The sequence below is a fragment of the Exiguobacterium sp. s123 genome (assembly GCF_018617075.1).
Lineage (GTDB): Bacteria > Bacillota > Bacilli > Exiguobacteriales > Exiguobacteriaceae > Exiguobacterium > Exiguobacterium profundum.
Genome location: NZ_JACSJL010000004.1, coordinates 112,641 through 133,651 on the forward strand (window position 1 = coordinate 112,641; position 21,011 = coordinate 133,651).

At 45.0% G+C, this 21,011-nt stretch carries 16 protein-coding genes and 1 pseudogene; 5 read left to right on the plus strand and 12 right to left on the minus strand.

Annotated features, from left to right (window positions below; genetic code table 11):
* Positions 1-98: 98 nt before the first annotated feature.
* Entirely contained in the window at positions 99-3,377 is a 3,279-nt protein-coding gene (locus KNO72_RS08600) for an Ig-like domain-containing protein (RefSeq protein WP_214757826.1), read from the minus strand.
* Positions 3,378-3,729: 352 nt separating this feature from the next.
* Here KNO72_RS08600 and KNO72_RS08605 point away from each other — a divergent pair, with 352 nt between their 5' ends.
* Together KNO72_RS08605 and KNO72_RS08610 are read left to right on the plus strand one after the other, a co-directional pair.
* Positions 3,730-4,173 (plus strand): sigma factor, encoded by a 444-nt coding sequence (locus tag KNO72_RS08605; protein WP_211782378.1) that lies wholly within the window; start codon positions 3,730-3,732, stop codon positions 4,171-4,173.
* Positions 4,174-4,186: 13 nt separating this feature from the next.
* Complete coding sequence (locus KNO72_RS08610) at positions 4,187-5,050, plus strand: tyrosine-type recombinase/integrase (RefSeq protein ID WP_214683666.1); 864 nt, start codon at positions 4,187-4,189, stop codon at positions 5,048-5,050.
* Positions 5,051-5,096: 46 nt separating this feature from the next.
* Here KNO72_RS08610 and KNO72_RS15765 read toward each other — a convergent pair whose 3' ends face one another.
* Entirely contained in the window at positions 5,097-5,219 is a 123-nt protein-coding gene (locus KNO72_RS15765; RefSeq protein ID WP_256439553.1) for a hypothetical protein, read from the minus strand.
* A gap of 82 nt (positions 5,220-5,301) precedes the next feature.
* Positions 5,302-6,474 carry an IS200/IS605 family element RNA-guided endonuclease TnpB gene (tnpB, locus tag KNO72_RS08615; RefSeq protein WP_214757829.1) on the minus strand — a complete coding sequence of 391 codons (1,173 nt, stop codon included), beginning with the start codon at positions 6,472-6,474 and terminating at the stop codon, positions 5,302-5,304.
* Between the two features lie 365 nt (positions 6,475-6,839).
* Here tnpB and KNO72_RS08620 point away from each other — a divergent pair, with 365 nt between their 5' ends.
* Positions 6,840-8,924 (plus strand): heparinase II/III domain-containing protein, encoded by a 2,085-nt coding sequence (locus KNO72_RS08620; RefSeq protein ID WP_214757831.1) that lies wholly within the window; start codon positions 6,840-6,842, stop codon positions 8,922-8,924.
* Between the two features lie 92 nt (positions 8,925-9,016).
* Positions 9,017-9,188, plus strand: a pseudogene (locus KNO72_RS08625) (IS3-like element ISEnfa5 family transposase); the annotation flags it as partial.
* A gap of 159 nt (positions 9,189-9,347) precedes the next feature.
* On the opposite strand, the gene KNO72_RS08630 reads toward KNO72_RS08625, so the two are convergent.
* From KNO72_RS08630 to KNO72_RS08665, 8 genes are all read right to left on the minus strand, one after another.
* Positions 9,348-9,500, minus strand: coding sequence for a hypothetical protein (locus KNO72_RS08630; RefSeq protein WP_214757833.1), 153 nt, complete (start codon positions 9,498-9,500; stop codon positions 9,348-9,350).
* A gap of 306 nt (positions 9,501-9,806) precedes the next feature.
* Positions 9,807-9,995: a hypothetical protein gene (locus tag KNO72_RS08635; protein WP_214757835.1), complete on the minus strand. Its 189-nt coding sequence runs from the start codon at positions 9,993-9,995 to the stop codon at positions 9,807-9,809.
* Between the two features lie 15 nt (positions 9,996-10,010).
* The gene (locus KNO72_RS08640) at positions 10,011-10,433 is read right to left on the minus strand and encodes a hypothetical protein (RefSeq protein ID WP_214757837.1); all 423 of its coding nucleotides are present in this window, start codon (positions 10,431-10,433) and stop codon (positions 10,011-10,013) included.
* A 205-nt stretch (positions 10,434-10,638) separates the two neighbouring features.
* Positions 10,639-11,586 carry a hypothetical protein gene (locus KNO72_RS08645; protein ID WP_214757839.1) on the minus strand — a complete coding sequence of 316 codons (948 nt, stop codon included), beginning with the start codon at positions 11,584-11,586 and terminating at the stop codon, positions 10,639-10,641.
* 502 nt (positions 11,587-12,088) lie between these two features.
* The gene (locus KNO72_RS08650; RefSeq protein ID WP_214757840.1) at positions 12,089-13,111 is read right to left on the minus strand and encodes a hypothetical protein; all 1,023 of its coding nucleotides are present in this window, start codon (positions 13,109-13,111) and stop codon (positions 12,089-12,091) included.
* Between the two features lie 100 nt (positions 13,112-13,211).
* The gene (locus tag KNO72_RS08655) at positions 13,212-13,955 is read right to left on the minus strand and encodes a hypothetical protein (RefSeq protein ID WP_214757844.1); all 744 of its coding nucleotides are present in this window, start codon (positions 13,953-13,955) and stop codon (positions 13,212-13,214) included.
* Positions 13,956-14,231: 276 nt separating this feature from the next.
* A complete protein-coding gene (locus KNO72_RS08660; RefSeq protein WP_214757846.1) occupies positions 14,232-15,884 on the minus strand; it encodes a hypothetical protein in 1,653 nt (550 codons plus the stop codon).
* Positions 15,885-16,022: 138 nt separating this feature from the next.
* Positions 16,023-17,396, minus strand: coding sequence for an Ig-like domain-containing protein (locus tag KNO72_RS08665; protein WP_214757848.1), 1,374 nt, complete (start codon positions 17,394-17,396; stop codon positions 16,023-16,025).
* 418 nt (positions 17,397-17,814) lie between these two features.
* Between KNO72_RS08665 and KNO72_RS08670 the strand changes: the two genes are divergently transcribed.
* Positions 17,815-19,362: an ISL3 family transposase gene (locus tag KNO72_RS08670; protein ID WP_214757850.1), complete on the plus strand. Its 1,548-nt coding sequence runs from the start codon at positions 17,815-17,817 to the stop codon at positions 19,360-19,362.
* Between the two features lie 348 nt (positions 19,363-19,710).
* On the opposite strand, the gene KNO72_RS08675 is transcribed toward KNO72_RS08670, so the two are convergent.
* Positions 19,711-20,991: a glycosyltransferase family 2 protein gene (locus tag KNO72_RS08675; RefSeq protein ID WP_214757852.1), complete on the minus strand. Its 1,281-nt coding sequence runs from the start codon at positions 20,989-20,991 to the stop codon at positions 19,711-19,713.
* Positions 20,992-21,011: the final 20 nt, after the last annotated feature.

The following is a 21,011-nucleotide window of genomic DNA, read 5'->3' on the forward strand; positions in this document are numbered from 1 at the left end:
TATCTATGAATAAACAACTTTATTTTGGATTATATTTACCTTTTTTATTATTTTTTCAATATAAAAACACCCACTCGTCGAGGAATGGGTGTCATAAATCAATAAACCGTCAACTTCCGTTCCACCGTGGCATAGCCTGCCCGATAGATGCGAACGGTCATCTTCGTTCCTTTTTTCTGTTTCGGAATGGCAATCTTGAACGATTGACTCGACCCGACCCGTGTCGTCTTTCCGACTTGGCGATTATTCGCATACACTTTGACGCTCGCTCCCGCATCCGCTTTTCCACTTACAAACGTACTCGTCGTGCGAATCGCCGAGACACTCGCCGTCCGGAAGGCTTTGAGGATCACGGTCGTTGTCGCGGACGATGTGTTTCCAGCGACGTCACGAGCCGTCACCGAGATCTTTTGTCCAGCGAGCCAGTTCGACACGTTCAAACGATAGATGCCTTTCGAGTCCGCTTTGGTCGTGTACGTTTTACCGCGATACGTGACGCGAACCGTGGCCCCTGCTTCTGCCTTTCCAGTGACTTGCTTCAGTGGGACGACCGCTTGTTGAATCGTCGGTTTGACCGGGGGTGTCTTGTCGGCGACTTTGAAGGTCATCGACTTCGTCTGCCCGAATGCCTCTTTCGATACGATGCGAAGCGATTCGTTCGCCACGAGCGGTCGAACGATGGCGACCGCAAAGCTTCCGTCCGCCTTCGCACGGTTCGAGGTGATGCGTTTCCCAGACTTGTCGTAAATATCGAACGAGATGTATGGATCTAGTTGCCCCGTGATCGTCCGACGGTCTGAAGAAGCTTTCAAATTTTTCGGCGTCGTCAACGTGGACGGACCTTGGAGTGTCTTACTGAATGTATAACGTACCGTACCATCCTCGTTCCGAAGTCGCAGTTCCACATTCACCGGATAGCTGACAGGCTCTGGCAAGTTAATGGTCGTATCATAATTGGACAGATTAATCTTTTGCCCATTCACAATCAAGTCGTAGGCAGAGTAACTGATCCGGCGTGTTTCGTTAGCCAACCACAGTTTCGTTCCGCCTGCGTTGATTCGAACGTCCTCGATGCGATAGTCGAACACGTCCGGCGTCAACGTCCGTTTGTTTCCGACCTCATCCACGACGGTGACCGGAAACAGATTCATTGAATACTTGGATACAGGATAATCAAGCTTAAAGGAGAAACGTCCCGTTTCATCCGCACGTTGTGTAACGTCACCTGTTCTTCCGAAACGTACTAACGTGAGCGGGTCTGTTTTGCCAGAGATGACCTGGTCCCCATATAAGAGCCGATCGAGTACGAGCGATGGAGGTGTGATGTCTTTGACAGTAAGTGTGACCACTCGCTTTAATCCGTTCGGGTTGACCACCTGAATTCGAATTTGGCTCACGCCTGCTTCTTTAAATGTAGCCCCAGTATTTGGTTTAAAGTCAAAAGCATAACGCCATCTTGAAATCGAATCAACCGTTTCCCAAGCCCCGTTAGTAAAGTATTCCACTTTCAAGTCATCAATGAGGTCATCACTCTGTACCCGAACCGTTTCTGTCATTTCAGAGAGAGTCGTCGTATTAGGTTGACCATTGATCGTCAAATTTGGTGCAGTCTCATCTTTTGGCGTAAACTCATATGTTGTGATATTTTTCTTGTCGCTACTCTCGACAGCGAAACGATAGGTCCATTTTTTTAACTCTTGTTGAAGTGTGAAGGAGAAAGCGCCGTCGATCCCGGTCTTCACTTCCATTCTCGTGCCCTCAGGATTCCATTCTTGGACGCGATTATAGAAGACGACCGTCGCATTCGGCTCTGCATGACCCGACACCACTTTCTCCCCTTCGATGAAACGGGTGAGCGTCGGGGCAGTCATCGCTTGATGGATGCCATCAACATATGGAGAAACCTGTTCTCCCGTACTGACTCGAAGTCGATAAGTCGAACCGTACGGAATATGAACCTCACCTTTTCCTTCGTATAATGAAGTACGAGCTACTTCAATCTCCCCGTTTTTACGCATAATCTGCACTTCTGCTTCCCGAGCCGGTAAGGATGCCTCGATATACATCGTTTCATTCAAAAAGCGTACCGTCGGCTCGGCAATCAGGCGTTCTTCTTTTACCGAGATGGACGTAGATAACCGTTGCATCCCGAAATCTGTTTGAAGATAAAAATCATATACTCCCGACTCAAAAAGCGGTAACTCCGTAGAGAACTCTCCATTAGAATCTGCTTGTACTGAGAAATCCCCGTTGTCAGAACGGATGAATAGCTTAGCATTCGGCTCTGTTTCACCTGATAGTTTGCCCGATACGGTAGATGGTGTCGCCTCAATCGTCAAAGGGAACGTAGAATCCACGTACTGACGAATCGATTGTTCCGCTAAAACAGTTCCATCTTTTTTGTATGTGATGGTTCTATGCGACGTTCCGTCCGCACGAAGTGAAATATAAAATAGACCTGACTCGTCTACCGTTACTTCTTCTCCATCATACGTGACAGTCATGTCGGGATCCGTCACACCGTACACACCGTATGACTGGGCGACGGTATAGTAAGGCTGCTCCGAAGTCAAACGGACCGGATCAATCTTCACTTCTTTCTCGACAAGCACTTCATTGTTTGGATGGAGCACTTCCACTCTACCTGTGAGCCCTTTGATATAGTCATCGAACGGAATCGACAACTCTACTTCGAAATGACCATTCGCATCCGAGACAGTGGAGAGGGTCCGGTCATAAAGAGTGAGACGGACATTCTGATAAGGCAAGGTCGTACCGTGAACACGCGACTGACTCCATTGCATCGAGTCGACCTGAATCGGTAAATCAAAAGAATCATCGAACGAATAGCTTCCAGTGACACTTCGTTTCCCATTTGACGCTTGTGTATAAGCTTTCACTTCGGTACCTTGTTTTTTGGGAATTGAAAGTATCTCGACACCCCGATATGTTTCACCATCATAAATCGCGATGATTTCATAACCAGGATTTGACTGAAGCTGCATCTTTCCAGATTCGACTCCATAAAAGTTTGGCGGGATCGGACCTTTTTCAATCACGGAGGCACTCACTCGCTGAACTGGTTTGTAATAGACGTCATCCTTTTGATAGAATGTCACGATTCGTTCCCCTACTGCCTCAGTTAATGAGACAGTAAACGTTCCGTCCAATTTCACACTAACAGGTCGAATCGTTTGATCCACGCCATAATATAATGGCTCTGTGTACGAAGTCTGTCCCATGAGCATCTTGCTGTCAGGCTCAAATGCCTGAACGGTCAGCGTGCCCGATGCTTCGACAGGTGACAAAGTAGATACTAACAAAATCATGACCATCAAAATCATCATCGTTTGTTTAATAATGGATTTTTTATTCATTTTTCATCCCTTTTTTCTTTTTATTATGTAAAAAAATAAATTTTTCCGACATTTAATATATCACCACCCTCCTCATTTAGCCTACATATTTTTTGATAAGGTCGTCCGAAATCTATCGACAAGACTCGACAAACTGAAGAACCCTTCACCTTCCATCCTCCTATAATGGTTGTTATGCGGTTTTCGCACCTCGCCAACCGTGTCGTTTCGTCAAATCAAACAAGATGTAGCCTCGAAATGCTGTATCTCATTTGCACCAAGCCTTATGGATCAAAAGCAGGGATTCTCTATAACAACCATTATGCTGTAACCACCTAGGAAACTTGAGACGCGCGCGGGAAAGCAGCCCTTCATGCCAGATGCAAACGAACAAATCAAAGAGTGGGAACCGATGATCTATTACGTCATCCGCCAACTCCATCTTCATCCGAACGAAGTCGACGATGCCGCCCAGACGGCACGAATCGCCCTATGGCGAGCCATCCAAGACGGTAAGACGCTAGGGAAAACCTACTGTTTCATCCGCATCCGTGGAGCGATCTTGAACGAGCGCGCCAAGCAGGCGAAGACGCTCCAACACGAGGTGACGAGTGAACGACTCCCCGAGCAAATCGACAAGAGTGAGATGCCGCTGTCCCTCTGGCTAGACGACAAGCGTTCCACTTTACCAAATCGTCATTTCACCTTACTCTGCCATATGCTTCACGGAACCGAAGCATCGCTCGGGTACTCCCCGAGCCGCCTCCGCGCCTACAAGGCCGAACTCCAGCGGATGCTCCGTGAGGACGACAAGTAAGAGGAGAATGAAGATGACCTTACACATGAAAGACGCTGTCGACCAGCACGTCCACTTTTTACGCATGACCGGAAAATCGGACAACACGGTCAGCCAGGCAATCTATAAGTTCGCCCGCTTCCAAAAACTCATGGGACAGAACGGAACTCTCGATGACTTCAAGACGAGACAGGACGTCATGCCGTATATCAACGCCCTCCGCTCGGAAGGATGCCAACCGGTGACCATCAACAATTACTTGAGCGCACTCCGTGGTTTGTATGACTGGGCCATCACCGAGCAACTCGTCACGCACAATCCGTTTCATCACCTTCGCGTGAAAGTGACCGAACGTCCACCTTCGGACGTCCCTACACCAAGCGACCTACAACGAGTCATCGATGCAATCGACGTCCCGTTGTATCGAACCTTTTTGACGCTCCAGTTGCATACAGGGATGCGCATCAACGAGGTGAGACAGCTGACACTCGATGCCATCGATTTGAATGCGCGTCTCCTGTACATCCACGAATCGAAGACAGGAAAACCGCGCAAGGTCCCACTGAACGATGCGACGCATGCGATGATGACGACGTATCTGGAGGAAGAGCGCCGATGCATCGATTCGCCATACGTCTTCCCGAGTGCCCGCGGTGATCTCATCTGCAAGACGACGATCAACCGTCACCTGAAACGCGCCGCCGAGGACGTGCTCGGTACATCCGTCACGTCGCATACGCTCCGGCACGCCTTCACGTCACATCTCTATGATATGGGCGTCAAGGAGACGACGTTGTCCGAGTTGCTCGGTCATAGCGAGCCGAAGACGACCCGGCGCTACATCCGCGTGCGCGAGGACCATCTGCGGGATGCGGTGGAACGATTGACGTTGGAATGAACACAGGAACATAAAAAATCCGGTCCACGAGCGACCGGATTTTTGATCATCTTTTCATCACATATACCTTCAATAGATATCCGATGATTCCAATTAATGCGGCAATCGCAAGATACACGATTGGCACGAGAAGTTGCGGCGCGGTCAGAGATACGACGTAAATAAACATCGCGGTATTGAACTACCCCCACCTACGCTTCGCTTGGAGGTGGGGGATTCCTGAGTTATCCGACCTGACAGTCGGAACCTGATCAGGCTAGCCCCGTCGTCCCGACGGTTGAAGAAGCCAACATTCGCTCGGCTTCTTGTTTGAGGTTCAATCCTGCGTTCACATCACGGTCGTGGTGGACCCCGCAAGCCGGGCATGTCCATTCACGCAATGCGAGATGTTTCACGTCTGTGTGTCGATGGCCGCAACTCGAACACAATTGGCTCGAGGCGAAGGTCTTCCCGACCTTCACGACGGTCTTGCCGTACCAGCCGGCCTTATACTCGAGCATGCGAAAGAACGCCGACCAGCCGACCTCGGCGATCGACTTGCTCAACTTGCGGTCCTTCTGCATGTGCTTCACCTGCAGGGTCTCGATGCCGATGACGTCGTGGTTTTTGACGATCTCGGTCGACACCTTGTGCAGGAAGTCGGTGCGCTTGTTGGCGATCTTCTCGTGGATGCGGGCGACCTTCCGCTTCTGCTTCTGGTAGTTCTTCGCCTCGGAGAGTCTCACCCTCTTGTTCAGGGCGATGCGCTGACGACGGGACAACTTACGTTGCTCCCGTGCCAGTTTCTTCTCGAGCGTACGGAAATAACGGTCGTTCTTGTACAATGTGCCGTCCGATAGAACGGCGAAGTTCTTCAGCCCGACGTCGACGCCGACCGATGAACCGGTCTTCGGCAGCTCACTGATCTCCTGCTCTACGAGAAGGGAGACGAAGTATTTGCCCGAAGCCGTGCATCGGATCGTGGCGCTCAGGATGCGACCCTCGACCTGTCTCGAGTTGGCGAACCGCACCCATTTCAGCTTGGGGAGTTTGAGTTGATTCCCGACGATCGAGACCTCGGGGAGCTGGGACTTACCTTGGATGTTCGCCGTATAAGATTGGACGGGATTACGCTTCGACTTGAAACGGGGATGATTCCCCTTTTTCTTGAAGAACTTCTTATACGCGTCGGCCAGGTGTTTGACACTGTTCTGGACGGCCGTGCTGTCCACTTCCGTCAACCAACTGAATTCTTGCTTGAGCATGGGAAGTTCTTTCGAGCAGGCATCATACGACAGTCCCTTGCCGGTCGCTTCATGGGCCGCGTCCCATGAAGCCAGGAAATGGTTGAACACGAACCGGGAACAGCCGATCGTCTTGGCGATCAGGATTTCCTGTTCCTTCGTCGGGTAGATCCGGAACTTATAGCCCTTGTGCTTCAACATGACGTCCACCCCCTCTGAAGATATTATACCCGAAGGAGAGGCTGGCGATTCATCTCCCACTTTCACGTAAGCCCTGTCCTTAACGTTTAGAAGTGGGCGTATTCTCGCTTAATTTTGATAAAGAAAAGTAGCAGGAACAAGCTAACATGTTTCAATGTATTTCCCCCCTTCACAATCTGTACGCTTTAGACTGTCCTCACCGAGTCACTTTTTCACTTCAATCCAATTGCCGTCTCGGTAGTCTTTTATTTTGACAGGTCGAATACATTTCCTATTTGAAATTAAAAATATAGAAAATTAAGGAAATAACCTCGCCTCATGGTATACTTTGAAAAAGAAGTAAATCTATTTTTTGAGGTGTATCTATGAAACGAATCTTACTCGTCCTCGTCTTGATCGGTGCGTGGGGATCTGTCACCCCGACCGACTCCGCTCAGGCTGCGACGAACCCTTTCCACATCCGCTCTGTCCCGAACGCCATCGTCTATGAGATGAAAAGCGGGAAGTTGACGAAAGTGGCGACCTATTCGACGACGAAGCGCTATGCGGCGATCAGTACGTCCGGTTGGTACTACATCGCCCTGAGCGGTGGGAAAAAGGTCTACATAAAGAAGAGTCAGGCGAAACTTTTACTCGCCGACCCCATCACCCGTTCGAACCTGACATCGAGCGGGACGGCACGACTGGCGCACGAATACATGCGACAAATGGCACCCCATGTCCCTTATGAATACGAGCGTCTCAGCGAAGCGAAGGCAATCGACTACGCGAACCGAGCCCTTAAGGGGGATTGGTACGTCCCGTCCACACCGTATCGTCTGTCGGTCCCAAACATCGACACGTTCAATTGGCATCGGGACATCCCGAGCTCTTCAAGCAACTCGTATCCGTTCCAGATCCACTATTTGACGGTGTTGAACCAATTGACACAAGCCTACAATGCGACAAACGACACTGCGTATTTGAAATACGGGATGCGCGTCGTGAAAAGTTGGACGAAAGCCCACCCGGTCGCCAACTACAAACAGTACCGCTGGCCGTATAATGACCACGGCACATCGGTCCGGACGTTCCACTTGTTGAACTTCTGGGACGTGTACAAGTCGTCGTCCCTTTACAAAGACACGGCATTCACGGGTCTCATGCTGCGGACACTCCATGAGCACGGCACGTTGCTCGCGACATCGAGTTTTTATAAGTACGAACACAACCACGGGGTGTTCCAAGACATGGCGCTCACGGCGATCGCGCAGACGTTCCCGCAGTTTGACCAAAGCGCGAGATGGAAAACGATTGCCGACAGCCGGCTCGATAAACAGATCCGCCACAGCATCACGTCGGACGCCGTCCACCTCGAGCATTCACCGGGCTATCAGGCGTACATGTATCACGTGCTCGACCGTTTCGTCATCTGGGCGGACGACAACCGCTTCACGCTCCCGTCCAGCATGAACCGTGTCGAGTATATGCCGAAACAGCTGACGTATATGGTCAAGCCGAACGGGACGCTCCCGATTTTCGGAGACACGTCCGGGGCTCGGCGCACGACGTCGATTATCCCGCATATCGACGACTTCCCACAGCTCGCCTATGCGGTCTCCGGTGGGAAAGAAGGGTCACGCCCACCGCTCACGGTGAAGAAGATCAGCACGCAGTATAGCTTCATGCGTGAATATTGGTCCGCCCCACCGCGTGCCTTCAACCAGGCGACGCAAGTGATGATGACGGCGGGCTATCACAGTAGTGCCCATAAGCACGCCGACGATTTGAGCATCGACTTATACGGGCTCGGTCGGGACTTCATCATCGAGACGGGGCGCTACGGCTACACGAACCGTCCAGAACGTCAGCGCGTCTTCGGGGTCGACGCCCACAATACGGTCCATCGTGACGGGGCGAATCTCGACTTGAGCGCGTCGATGCGCGAGAAGAGCAAGATTGTCACCGTCAAAAACCTCGGTCCGTCCCTTCTTGCGATGGGCGAAAGTAAGCTCATCGGCAAAGGGGCGACCCATCGCCGGACGCTCGTCTATGACAAGGCGCAGACGCTCGTCGTCTATGACCGGATTAGCTCCCCGACACAGGAGAAGTTCGTGCAGCGATTCCACCTTGCGGAAGGTCTGAAACTGCTCCAGAGTTCGATGGCGACCCAGAACGTCGTCTATGGCGACTCGAACGGCCGGACGATCCAACTCATGCAGCTCAACCTGAAAAATTCATCGATGCGCAACAGCACGAGTTTCGTCGCCGTCGAGGATTACGAATGGAAGCCTCGTCCGCAAGTCATCTCGTATAACACTGGGAAAGACGTACGTTACCTCACGCTCATCCGACTCGACCAGTCGAAGACGACAATCCGGTCGGCGAGTGTGAAAGTATCCGGTTCGAACTATATCGTGACGTACACGCTCTCGAATAAAGAGACGAGACAAATCCGTGTGCCGATCTAAACAAACAGGTCCTTTGCGCCTTGTTGATATGCTCCCCAATAGGTAAACAGACGAAATAACAAATCTGTTTATTCGATTGGGGAGTGTTTTTTATGGCGAGATGTCGGCATTCAATCGAACAAAAACTGAGTGCACTACAAATGATGGAAGATACTGTACACCAAGGAACAGAAAATAGCGACCGTACATGACTATCTCGACAGGGCCACCATGGTGGACGTCCTCTCCAGACATCAAATCAGTAGTCGTTCGGTTCTATATCGGTGAATCAAGGAGTATCCTAGTCATAGTGAGCTAATAGATTCGAGAAAAGGGATGGATTGAGCTATGGCAGACCACATTCGAGGAATGAACGCGTAAAACCCCTCATCGCAAGTGGCGTGAGAGGATTTAGCGGAATCTGTCGAGAACAGACAGATGATCTTATTTCGAACGGAATGACAGTTGCTCCGTAAATGGGAAACGGCGACGGATTTGTTGCTTCACAAATCGTGACAAGACGACAATCGAATTCAAGACAAAACCGAGGGTCAGAAGCGCCAGCAACAATAAGACGTAAAAGAGAACATCGTTCAATGGACACAGCTCCTTCGTATGAGGTAGGGAGTATGGACATTTACATGTGAAAAGTGTGGAAATTGCACAGCATGTGACGGGTGACAATTCAATCCATACCTTTATCTACCATTAGTGTAACCTGATTGTAACAAACAATACGTTTGTTTTTACTACAAAAGGGGAATTATTTGTGTCTGCTTTAGGTCTTTCGTTCGACAGGAAGTGACAATTCGCCTACATGCAAAAGACGAACTCGGTTGAGTCCGTCCGATGATTTATCATGTAGTGAATTGCATGCTGTTTAAATCATGACCCCTGAGTCGTTCAAACTCTTTCTTTTGAGCGAGTCTGCCGTCGCTCCGACCATTTTTTCACAACCCGTCCGTTACGCAGGTAACGAACAATCAGCCAAATCAGCAGAATTGGAATGAACAGACTCGTGACGGCACCGATGACAATCGATCCGACAGCAAGGAGCACCAGGAGGACATCCATCGACATGAACCACTCCATTAGGGTCGCTCCTCTTTAGAAGACATCATACTTCACGTCGGCAGGCCGATGCTGATTTTTTCGGTCTTGCGGATACGGGATCCCTTGAAGTGACAACTCATCGAGTACCTCATACAAGTGACGTTTTTGATCCAACGTCAACTCTCTTGAATACAGTGCGCTAGAGTAAATCTTCTTCAAACGTCCCCAGTACTTCAGATGATTCGGGACCCACCACATCGTCTTCAAATCCGAATATAAATCATAAAACTCATCTTCTGTGATATTCCGATTTCTTAGACGTTTCTCCCATTTCTTGATTCGTAAAGCGAACGAAATTTGAAGTGGGGTACTGAGTAAGACAATTAAAAACAATAATGGGAGAACTAGAATCATGTTCCCAGTAAAAATCAACAGCAGCATGATTACAATTGCCCCGACACCAATGATTCGTGGCATAAAATCCACGCCTTTCGTTTATCCTCTCTTAAGATGAAATTTCGTTAAGTACGGATAATATATCGGACGAATATATAAATTGTCATATGTTCACCTTGATACTGAAACTTAAAAAATAGTGAAATGACCTCGTCGAACACTCCTCTCTTTAATCAAGAGAAAAATCGGCGAGGTCATTCGTTACACTTGAATTTTATCTCATTATTCAGTCCAACAAGCCTTCGAGAGATACGTCATGAAAGACTGAATAATCATCGTTAATCTGAATCTGTAAGAATTGGACACCACTCAAGTCGACTTCTACATTCTTAAATGAATCCCCGCTCTTAATCTCATATTTTTGAATCAATTTCCCGTTGCCATAAGAGTCTAGACTGAAAAACAGTAAGCTTGATTTCTTTTCTTCATATATACTCTTTTGAGGAATCGCGAGCGTGCCTTTTAAACTTCTATAGTTGCCAGCTAGTTTATATATGTCAGCATCTCGACCACCACCATAAAAGCCATTTGACGGATAATACGTCTGCCCTAGTACATCGAATGAATAATCGTCATCCGGTCCAAAATTGTATAGGTATATATCTTGGTGCACTTTTAAATCTGAGATGGGAACATTTTTGCCTTTCGGCGCAGTGCCAAAATATAATCCTTGTTTTTCACTATCCCACTCTACCGCTTTTTGTCCCCCGAGCAATAACTTTCCGACAGGTCCGACCGGTGCGTAAAGTTGATTTTCATAATAGAACGTTCGAATCGGATTTCCTTCACCTACTGTCGGGAAGAGTCGTTGACCGTCTAAGAAGATTGATGCTTGGTTTTCTGTGACGCGAATATCTTTAACGACACCACTTTTCGTGTCAACTCCTTTTTGATAAGTTTTGAACTTGGCAAGTTGACCGTTTAAATCTTTTTTATCCGCTTCAAGTTTTTTTATAGTTTTTTTTGAGTTAGATAAGTCTTTACTCAATTTCGTCTTTTCATTTTTTAATTTCGTATTCTCTTTCTTCAATGCAGCATTTTGTTTTTTCAGTGTATCAATTTGTTTTTGCAAACTTGCTGTTGTCGATTTACTCGATGCCTCGGTTGCGGGCAAACCGCTAGTAAATAAGGAAATCGCTAAACAAAATGCCAAAATCCATTTTAAATGTTTCATATAATCATTCCTCTCCATAATATCTATCAAAAGCTTATCAAATTACCGTCATTCAAATTACAAAAATAGGCAAATCAAGGAGATGATATATTCATATTTCAGTTTCTTTTTTTTACAAAAGTTTTTATTTCAATATTAATTTACACGATTCTCTCTTATTTACTTTGCTGGACTCACCCGAAAAATAGACCTCGCAATCAATAAACCAATACAAATAACATGTAAGCCTAAACCGAAAACGATAGAGCTGATGAATTGATCAGACAGCTCTACATTTATCCAAATGCAGTTGGTGAAACCCATGCATTATTGCCAAGCAATGATGCTAACGTATGAAACACCATTTTGTTCGATTTATCAATGATCGGATTTGCTGTATATATATAAAAACGTCATCGCTTGATGCGATGACGAGTAAAATACAGACATTAACAACTCCTGATTCCAACAAACATAAAAAGCTCACCGTAAAGGCAAGCTTTGATACACACATATTTTTGAGTTACTGTTTTAATTTTTTCATACCTTGTTCGATATGATAGTCATAGTCAGACCAAGGCGCATCATCAAAGTCGGCGTAAGAAGAATGATACTTTTTGTAAGATTGGGGTTTATTATACTGTTTGTATTGAGCCAAGCTCTTTTCAAATACACTTCGTGATACTTTCTTTTTACCCACTCGGTAACTTTCTTTTAGTGAATATTCATTATCGTATTGATAGTAAAAACGTTCTTTCGCATACAATTTCGTTCCATTCAATTTAAGTTCTAGATAACTACCTTGATAGTTATTGTAATTAAGTTGGGTCCCATCATTAGCAATCCAATGCCCCTTCTTCGTTTTTGAGTCCACACGACGTTCTAAATTCAATAGCCCAGGTACTCCAAGGTGTAATGTATTTGTTTTACAAGTAAGTAAATACTGGTTAACACCATAACAATAGTTTGATCCACCTGTATCCCCTGTAAATACAATTTTCTTCACCTGATGATTTTCTATAGTAAGAGCAGTATACAATTCAGGAGACGTCATCGCTTCCATCCCCATAAACAATTCAGGATATCCATCAAAATTCAAATCCATCATCATATACGTGTTAATATTGTCTAAAAAGTCGCGACCCTTTACACGATCCAAATATGAAATATATTGAGTTCCTGCGTAATCAACTTTCTCTTTTTTCAATTGATTGATGACCGTTTTAGTCGGCTTTGAGAAAGAGATTTTCTTAGAGTTTTGGATGTATAGACTAGGTGAGATTTGATAATACGTCACATTCTTTTGACGAATCGTCTTCAAAACCGCAAACTCTCGATTCGCACCGAACACTGTTTTTTGTTTCACCAAACTTCCTTTACTCATTTTATAGGCATTTACTTTTTGTTTTACTGACACTTTGCCTACGTGTCTCTCTTCAAACTGTACTTTCCCCCATTTTACGTGTGGCTTTTCTGCTGCTTCACCAGATAATGGAATACATAAACTTGCTATGATAAACAACATAAACACAGTCCAACGCTTCATCGTTAATCTCTCCCTTGATTTTTTTGTCTGTGAACGAACGTCACACTAACTTTCTTTTGCTCTAGCATCACTTTTACATAATGAAGTGATTGAGAAGAATTTATTTGTATTTACTAATTTCTTTGTCACTCAAACTTGGTTGATCAAATGACAGTAAAATAACTCTCCATGGATAATCTTTATCTCCACTAGACTCTAGAATGGCATATCCCTTTTTATCTAATTGAGCTTCGCTTTTTTGTATTGTAGTCCATGTACTTCTTGGTTTTTTCAAAAAGTCAGTATTCATGTTCGGGTGCTTACTAAAAATCGCAGAGTAACTATAACTTTGAAATTGTACGTAAACTCGTTTAGTTGAAATCTTTTTATACTGTGATACTTGGTGAGACATTTTATATACCCCACCCCCACGTTCTGGCGAAATTAAGTATCTATATTTGGGAGATTTATAAGAAATGAGCAATCCATCTTTCGATCGCAAATGATTCATTTTGGTTTTGAAATTGAAAAGGCGTTGCGTCCAGTCGTCAACACTTTTAATTGAATATGGCAAGTAGGCAAAATTCTCTTTCGATGCATAATTTAAATGAATCGGTTTTAATGGAATCAATGATTCGAACTGCATATCAGCCAGTAACATATAACGATCCGCTTGACTTGATTTTTTTAAATTCCAGTCTCGATAACTGTATGGATAGATGGACTTAATAAATTGAGTTTGTTGTGAGATAGTTGGTTTTCGTAATTGTGAAGCTGCATACGAAACGTCTGCATTCAATCCAAGTGTTATGCATAGAACCAATGCAAAGCTTATACTTACTTTATTCCATTGTTTAGATAACATTTCTTAGTCCCCTTATATTTTTTTGAGACTCGAACCACCTTCACAGATAATCCACACTTATTCTGACATTCGAGTCGCTACGATTTATTTTAGCGAGTTCTAAAGGTTCGAAACGCTTGGTTTTGAACGATATGGAAAACCGATTCTCAGTTTCACTTTTTAATCGTTCGACAAAATTCGTCGACTCTAACGTTTGTTGTCCTATAGAAAAATGACCTTAGAATCCTCTAAAGTCATTCCATGATGAATGCCAGTCATTCAATACTCTGCTCCCTTTTACTTCGGCGCACTTTCAAGCAATCGGAACATACGCAACTTGCCACTCGTGTCGTAATACATCCAGACCGTATGTTTTTGTTTCGTACGGTATGCAGCAATCTTTCCGACAGAGCGCTTCTCCCACGATTTGTTTCCTCTTATCGTCTCAAATGATTTAGACTTCTTCGTCCAGGTTTGAATCGGTTTCCCGAATGCGCGCTGTACGACCGACTCGGTGATATTCGGACGCTTATAGTTCCAGAATGAGAGGACAATCTCATTTACTTTTTTGGAACGGTTCGTCGTAGCGTACAGAAAATCATGGTGATACTTCCCTCTCGTCGCTATCTTTTTGTCAATCAAGAGCTTGCCGGCAGGGGCCTTCACTTTCGCATACAATGTTCCGATCTTATGGTCCGCCCCATCAAATGTTCCATTTTGGTCGAGGGCTTTCTTATGCGCCTTCAACCACTCGAGGTCCGTGAGTGGCGGTGGCGGCACCACTTTCACATAGAATAAGGTTGTGTGTTCTTCATAAGTAGCATTCACCACGACCGGTCCCGATTGTTTCCCGACGAACATCCCTTTTTCAACCGCCAACCGTTCTGGAGAAGTCGACGTCCACGTCACGCCTTCCGTGATCGTTTCTTTCGTCCCGTCCGCACGTGTGACAATCAAACTCGGTCGTACCTTCGTGTCGGTCTCAATTCGCTTCAACTCTGGATTGACCGCGATGGAGCGAATGCGTTTGTCGAGTGAAGACGTGTCATAAATCTCGATTCGTTTCCCAATCGAAATAAACCGAGTCGAGTCCGGTGTGAAGACGACACGTCCCGGTTGAACGGAAGAATAAATCCGTTTGCCCGTTTTGAAGTCATAGAGCGACGTCTCATTCGAGAAAAACGTTCCATTCGGACTCATCATAATCGCGCCCGTTATGTCTAACTCTCGAGAAAATGTACCTTTCGCATTCCATTTATATTCATATAACTCTCCCGACTTTGTCGTCATGACAACCATGCCATCATTCGTCACATCAAAGGATTCAATCAAATCTCCAATTCCTATCGAAGACATCATCTCTCCTTCATGGCTATATAAGGTTATCATCGCCTTCTCACCGATAGCGATGAAGTGCTTTGACACACGAAGTTGCTGATTTGGTGGTCCGTATCGTTCATTTCGACTAATCAATACTTGTTTCTTCACTTCGTTCGTCGCGACGTCATACCAAACAAGGCCCGAGGATTCCGTCAGAATAACGGCGACCGATGAGCCCGGCAAGAAACGAGCTTGTATCTGATCGTCATTGAAGGAAATCGTCATATGCTCCCATTTCGCTTCTTGTAACGTATGTCGCACCATTCCTTTGGCATCGTATGTCACAAGTCCTGACGACTTCGTGAGCACCCACTGCTCGTCGTCACTGACATCCAATACGTCCGTCGCTTGTCCCTTCACATGATAAACAAGGGACCCGTCCGACAATTCATACGTCCGGTATCCATCTTCTCCACCAATATACATCTGTTTGTTCCCCACGACATAGTTCGTCGGATTCTCCACATCGATTGAGCTGCTCGGCTCGACGACGAGGGCTGCCTCTACTGTTGAATACGAGAAGAGACTAAAAAGGATCAGCAATCCTGTTATTCGCAACCATCGTTGCATGTTACTCACATCCATTCGTTTGATTTGCTAACGCATAACTCATTTATTAATCCATCGGTCTCATCATTGTAGAACCAACCTTTTTAAAAGAGGATTCGACACGTTGCCGAACCCTCTCACTCATTCAAGATTATTGTTTCATTTCGATACTTTCACCGTCTTCACAGACGATCCATACTTGTTCTTGCTCGAGATTTTAATGCTCGTCCCGGCTTTTTGTTTGCTGATGGAGAACGAATAGTTCCCTTTCGCATCAGCCGTTCGCTTGTATGATTTCTTCCCAATCGTCATCGTGACCGTCGCACCTTTTTCCGTCTTGCCACTCACTTTTGTCGAACGAGCTGTCACTTTGTTGACAGACAAAGCGGGTAAAAGATGGGTCGAAGTGACTTTCAACTTATACTTTCCAGTGTCATCTGTCCCATAATCGTCACGAACGGATAAATAATAGGTTCCGCGCGTCAGTGTGATGAACTCTTTATATCGTCCCGGCATTTTAGCAGACCCATAAACGTATTGGCCCATCAATTTATTGTTATTCGCATCAAACAACGTGACCGTAGCATAATCTTCAACGTACGAGGTCATATCAATTCCGACTTTACTCGTTTTCGGAATACTAATCTTGTAGACATCAATTTGATCATTCCATGAGAGGAATCCGGTTTGTGTCTTATAGAACGGGAAGGCCTTCGCTTCTACCGTACCGTTGTTCGGCTCCACTTCAGTGTTCATTGCCGAAACAAACGTTGCTTTCACTTCATACACACCCGTGTCATCGTTTGAAGATTCATCGTATACACGTAAATAGTATTGTCCCGGTTCTAAATTAACATTTCGGAAGAATTTCACTGGGTTTTTGGACGTTCCTTCGATATATGTTCCATAGACTTGCGTATTATATTCATCGATTAATTGAATCATCGTGTATCCGTCAACATATGAGGACAAATCCACCGTCAGTGTCCCGGCTTTCGTCAACTGAACTCCGTATACGTCCACAGTGTCTTGTGTAGATAAGTAACCCCGTGTCTTTTTACCAAACGTAAGCTTCTGTGCCTCTGCCGTTCCGTTATTCGGTTCGACATCGTCTGTAGCCGCTGCTTTGAAAGTCGTCTTGATGAAATACTTACCAAGCGCCCCACCTGTATCGTCGTTTGATACTGTCAATCGATAGGTCCCTTTTTCTAAGTCACGGACATAAACCGCTCGCCCAGGATTTTTTGAATCTCCTTCAATATACGTTTGGAAAATAAAATTGTTTTGACTATCCCTAAATTGGAACTTACCGTCCGAATCAATTGACGAGTTTAGATCAATCGTGATTCGTCCCGCCTCTGTCAATTCTAATTCATAAGTCTGCTTTTCATCACCTTTGATTATCTCCCCATTCACTTGTCCTTGCACAGGTAATGTATACTGCGACTCCGCTGCATTAACGTTCACGACAGTCGAGATCATGACGAACATGACAATGAGTGAATAGATTAATTTATACATGCTTCGTTTCATCTTTGTTCCTCCTCCATTCAATCAATACGCTTCATTGTAGCCTCTGTGTATCGATTTGCGTGTCTTCTTTTGAAGCATACGGAAATCCATTTTTCAAATTTGGATATGAATCGTTCGACAAGATTCGTCATGGATGAAGCCTCATTTTTTCACAAATGAATTTATTAAGAATCGATTGTACCACTTGATTGAGGACACCAAAAAAATTACGAATACCTATTTCGAAATTCACAGAACAATGTTACCTAATTCTTTAATAGGATTGACTTCTATGCAAAAGGCCCCGTAGAGAGAAATCTCCACGGGGCCTTTCGATAAGTTTCGGATGTGTAGTGAAAAATAGGAGTGGTTCTTACGCAATGTTGGTGAGGTAATGATGCTGACATTATGGGAATAAAATCAAAAAGGATTGATTTCCATGAACGAGTTGGAGTTCTTAGATGATCGCCTGTGTGTCACGAGTGCTCACTCACACGACGGGGTGAGACACTGTGCCGCTCGTCTCGTGTCCAGCGGTGCATGCTGTCCAGACTGTGGTCGGTTTTGTCACCGACGTCACAGTTTCACGACACGGCGGCTAAAAGACTTCTCAGGAATACATCAGGTTTTCCGTCTGAACATTCAAGTACCGAAATGGTTCTGCGACAACTCAATATGCCAACGTTCCATCTTTACAGAGCGATTGCCGTGGGCCATTTCTCATTCGCGGAGAACGCTCCGTACGGAGCGTGTGTTGTCCACTTTAATGTTGGCCATGAGTGCGAAGGAAGCCGAGCGTGTCACGACCGTCCTAGGTTTTCGAATCAGTCACGACACGCTACTTAGGGTGCTACGACGCGTTCCCGTCCCGAGCCCCTGTGCTGAGGTGATCGGCATTGATGACTTGGCCTTCAAAAAGGGTCACCGATACGGGACCATCATCTGTGACGCGACAACCCATCGCCCCATCGACCTGCTGCGGACCCGCGAAGCAGACACGTTGAAGGATTGGCTTGTGAATCTGGAAAAACGGCCTATCCGCGCATCGGTCGATCGATTCCCAGCCTATCAAGAGGCATTGCTCGACCAGGACATCGTAGTGGTGAGCGACCGCTTCCACCTCGTAGATAACCTATGGCGATGCCTCAATTTGATATGCCAGCGTGTCCTCCCCTCTCGAATCCCTGTAAATCCGAAAGGTGCCGTATCATACGGTTTGAAACCGCAACATCCGACTGGACCCGAGAACGAGACAAAACGACCGTTGGTCGAAAGGGTTCAAAGCATGCACCGCCAAGGGATGAGTCTGAATGCGATCGCCCAGATGCTCAGCTTGAATTGGAGGACCGTCAAAAAATACAGTGATCCGGCTTACAAACCCTCCCCGCCGAAACGACAAAGACCTCACTTGATCGATCGTTTCATGCCACAATTGAGGGAATGTGTCCGAAATCGATACACACTCCAGGAAACGGACGCTCATCTGAGACAATTAGGTTACAGAGGCTCGTTTGGCGCGGTCCGTCACCGTTCACGCGACGCTCGGAGTGAGGGTCTTCCCGAACCTCAGGTTTTCGTATCACGCAAGGATGCCTGTCGTCTACTCTGGCAATGGCCTGTCACTAGGCCGGATGACACCATCGATGTCTCGTACCTGTTGGTCCGTTACGAAGACCTCGCCATCCCGTTCTGTTTCATTCAAGGATTTCGGGAAGCTATTCGGGAACGGGACGCGGGACATCTCCTTTCGTTGATCACCAATCCACAAGTCACATCACATCCCGGACTGAAGCGTTTCGTGGGTCGCCTCAAACAAAATGTAGAGGTGATCCTGGCAGCCTGTCAGTTTGAAGAAAGCAATGGTTACGTGGAAGGAAACGTCAATCGTCTAAAGATGATGAAGCGACTCATGTACGGAAGGGGAAATTTTGACTTGCTCAAGATTCGGGTGCTTTGTCGAAATCCTGAGCCGAGTTGTGCTCACTGATATTGCAAAAAAATGAGCGACCACCTTCGGGCGGTCGCTCGTCATCGTTCACCAACATTGCGTGAGAATCACATTTGTATTGCAAAATACAGATATTTCGGGTTATACTTTTTGCTCTTGCCTTCCTTGATTCTCATTTCTTATATTTCGTGTAATAAACATTGTCAAAATCGTACTTGATTATTTTTTCAGTAATTGTCCTATCTACTTGATTGAAAGCTGTTAAAGTCTTTATTTTTTATATCTAATTTTTATGAGGTGATGTAAATGTGCGTTTTTCAAGTATCTATTGAAAGCTCAATGAATCATTTTTCGAATATTATTATTTATTAAATAAGCTGTTCAAAATTATTTTTTCCCCATTTCAAACTCCTCAAAATCACTAATATCCTCAATTTGAATATTTCGAGTGTGCTGAGTAGGATTCCATTCCTTCCTTTTATAAGTAAATAAAGCCCAAATAAATAAAGGTAGATAAGAAATATTAGTTAGAATCATGGATAAAATCGCTTTTACGTAATTAACTTTTACATATTTCACATCTTTTCTTATCGAGTACACTATATATATCAATGAAAAAGCAAAAAATGTTAAAACCACATGAAACGGAAGTAAAAATGTTATACTTTCTTTTGTATCACTAAAAAGTAAGTTGACTGTCATTATGATTAAAAAAAGATCTAAGAAAGAACCGGTTACCATTTTTGCAGGATTGATTAAATACATAAACCCATCGAATGCCGCAAAGTCCCTTTTTAAAATCCATCTTTTAAGTAATTTTGGAGAGTATTTGAAACAAACATCCCAATGTCCTCTTGCCCATCGAAGTCTTTGAATACATGAAGATTTAAAACTAACCGGTTTTTCATCTAAAATTCTTGCTTCATGACTCCAATACGCTTTCTCCCCTTCAAGCAAACATTGCATTGTGAATTCTAAATCTTCTGTGAGAGATCGCGCAGACCATCCAATTTTATTTAATAGCTGAACCTCTACAGTGAAACCAGTACCGCCAACTGCATTTCCTAAACCTAATCTGGATTTTGCCAGCTGCCAACTCCTATTCATATAGTAATATGAAGTGGCATAACCCAAAGTCACCCAGTTATCATTCGGATTCTTAGTATCTAAATAACATTGAATTAATTTGTGACCTTCTAACAAGTGTTTGTTCATTTCTATTAAGTAATTTTTCGATACTAAATTATCCGCATCAAAAACGCTTATAGCATCATATTTCTTTTCTAAATCTTCTCCTAAAATTTCTAGAGCATATTGAATTGCATAGGGTTTTCCTTTTAATTCCCCAACTTTAGAAGTATGCTCTATAACTTTTGCACCGGTTTCTTTAGCTAAATGAGCAGTTCTATCTGTACAATTGTCTGCAATCACATAAATATCATATAGTTCTTTAGGATAATCCAAACTTTTCAAATTTTTAATTAGAGGTACAATTACATTTTCCTCATTATGAGAAGGTATAATGATAGCAAATTTTTTTTGAGGAGTACGTTCTAAGAGTGTTTTGTGTTTCCCAAAACCAAATAAACTGATGATAAACCAATAAAAAAACATGCTAATAATTAATATCATAAAAACATTTAATATCGTTTCTAAGTAAAAATTCATCAAATTTCCCTCCATGAACA

Excerpts from the sequence above, each read along its gene's own strand:
- KNO72_RS08600 (WP_214757826.1), bottom strand. The coding sequence starts at position 3,377 with ATGAATAAAAAATCCATTATTAAACAAACGATGATGATTTTGATGGTC.
- KNO72_RS08605 (WP_211782378.1), top strand. The coding sequence starts at position 3,730 with ATGCCAGATGCAAACGAACAAATCAAAGAGTGGGAACCGATGATCTAT.
- KNO72_RS08610 (WP_214683666.1), top strand. The coding sequence starts at position 4,187 with ATGACCTTACACATGAAAGACGCTGTCGACCAGCACGTCCACTTTTTA.
- KNO72_RS15765 (WP_256439553.1), bottom strand. The coding sequence starts at position 5,219 with ATGTTTATTTACGTCGTATCTCTGACCGCGCCGCAACTTCTCGTGCCA.
- tnpB (WP_214757829.1), bottom strand. The coding sequence starts at position 6,474 with ATGTTGAAGCACAAGGGCTATAAGTTCCGGATCTACCCGACGAAGGAA.
- KNO72_RS08620 (WP_214757831.1), top strand. The coding sequence starts at position 6,840 with ATGAAACGAATCTTACTCGTCCTCGTCTTGATCGGTGCGTGGGGATCT.
- KNO72_RS08635 (WP_214757835.1), bottom strand. The coding sequence starts at position 9,995 with ATGGAGTGGTTCATGTCGATGGATGTCCTCCTGGTGCTCCTTGCTGTC.
- KNO72_RS08640 (WP_214757837.1), bottom strand. The coding sequence starts at position 10,433 with ATGCCACGAATCATTGGTGTCGGGGCAATTGTAATCATGCTGCTGTTG.
- KNO72_RS08645 (WP_214757839.1), bottom strand. The coding sequence starts at position 11,586 with ATGAAACATTTAAAATGGATTTTGGCATTTTGTTTAGCGATTTCCTTA.
- KNO72_RS08650 (WP_214757840.1), bottom strand. The coding sequence starts at position 13,111 with ATGAAGCGTTGGACTGTGTTTATGTTGTTTATCATAGCAAGTTTATGT.
- KNO72_RS08655 (WP_214757844.1), bottom strand. The coding sequence starts at position 13,955 with ATGTTATCTAAACAATGGAATAAAGTAAGTATAAGCTTTGCATTGGTT.
- KNO72_RS08660 (WP_214757846.1), bottom strand. The coding sequence starts at position 15,884 with ATGCAACGATGGTTGCGAATAACAGGATTGCTGATCCTTTTTAGTCTC.
- KNO72_RS08665 (WP_214757848.1), bottom strand. The coding sequence starts at position 17,396 with ATGAAACGAAGCATGTATAAATTAATCTATTCACTCATTGTCATGTTC.
- KNO72_RS08670 (WP_214757850.1), top strand. The coding sequence starts at position 17,815 with ATGAACGAGTTGGAGTTCTTAGATGATCGCCTGTGTGTCACGAGTGCT.
- KNO72_RS08675 (WP_214757852.1), bottom strand. The coding sequence starts at position 20,991 with ATGAATTTTTACTTAGAAACGATATTAAATGTTTTTATGATATTAATT.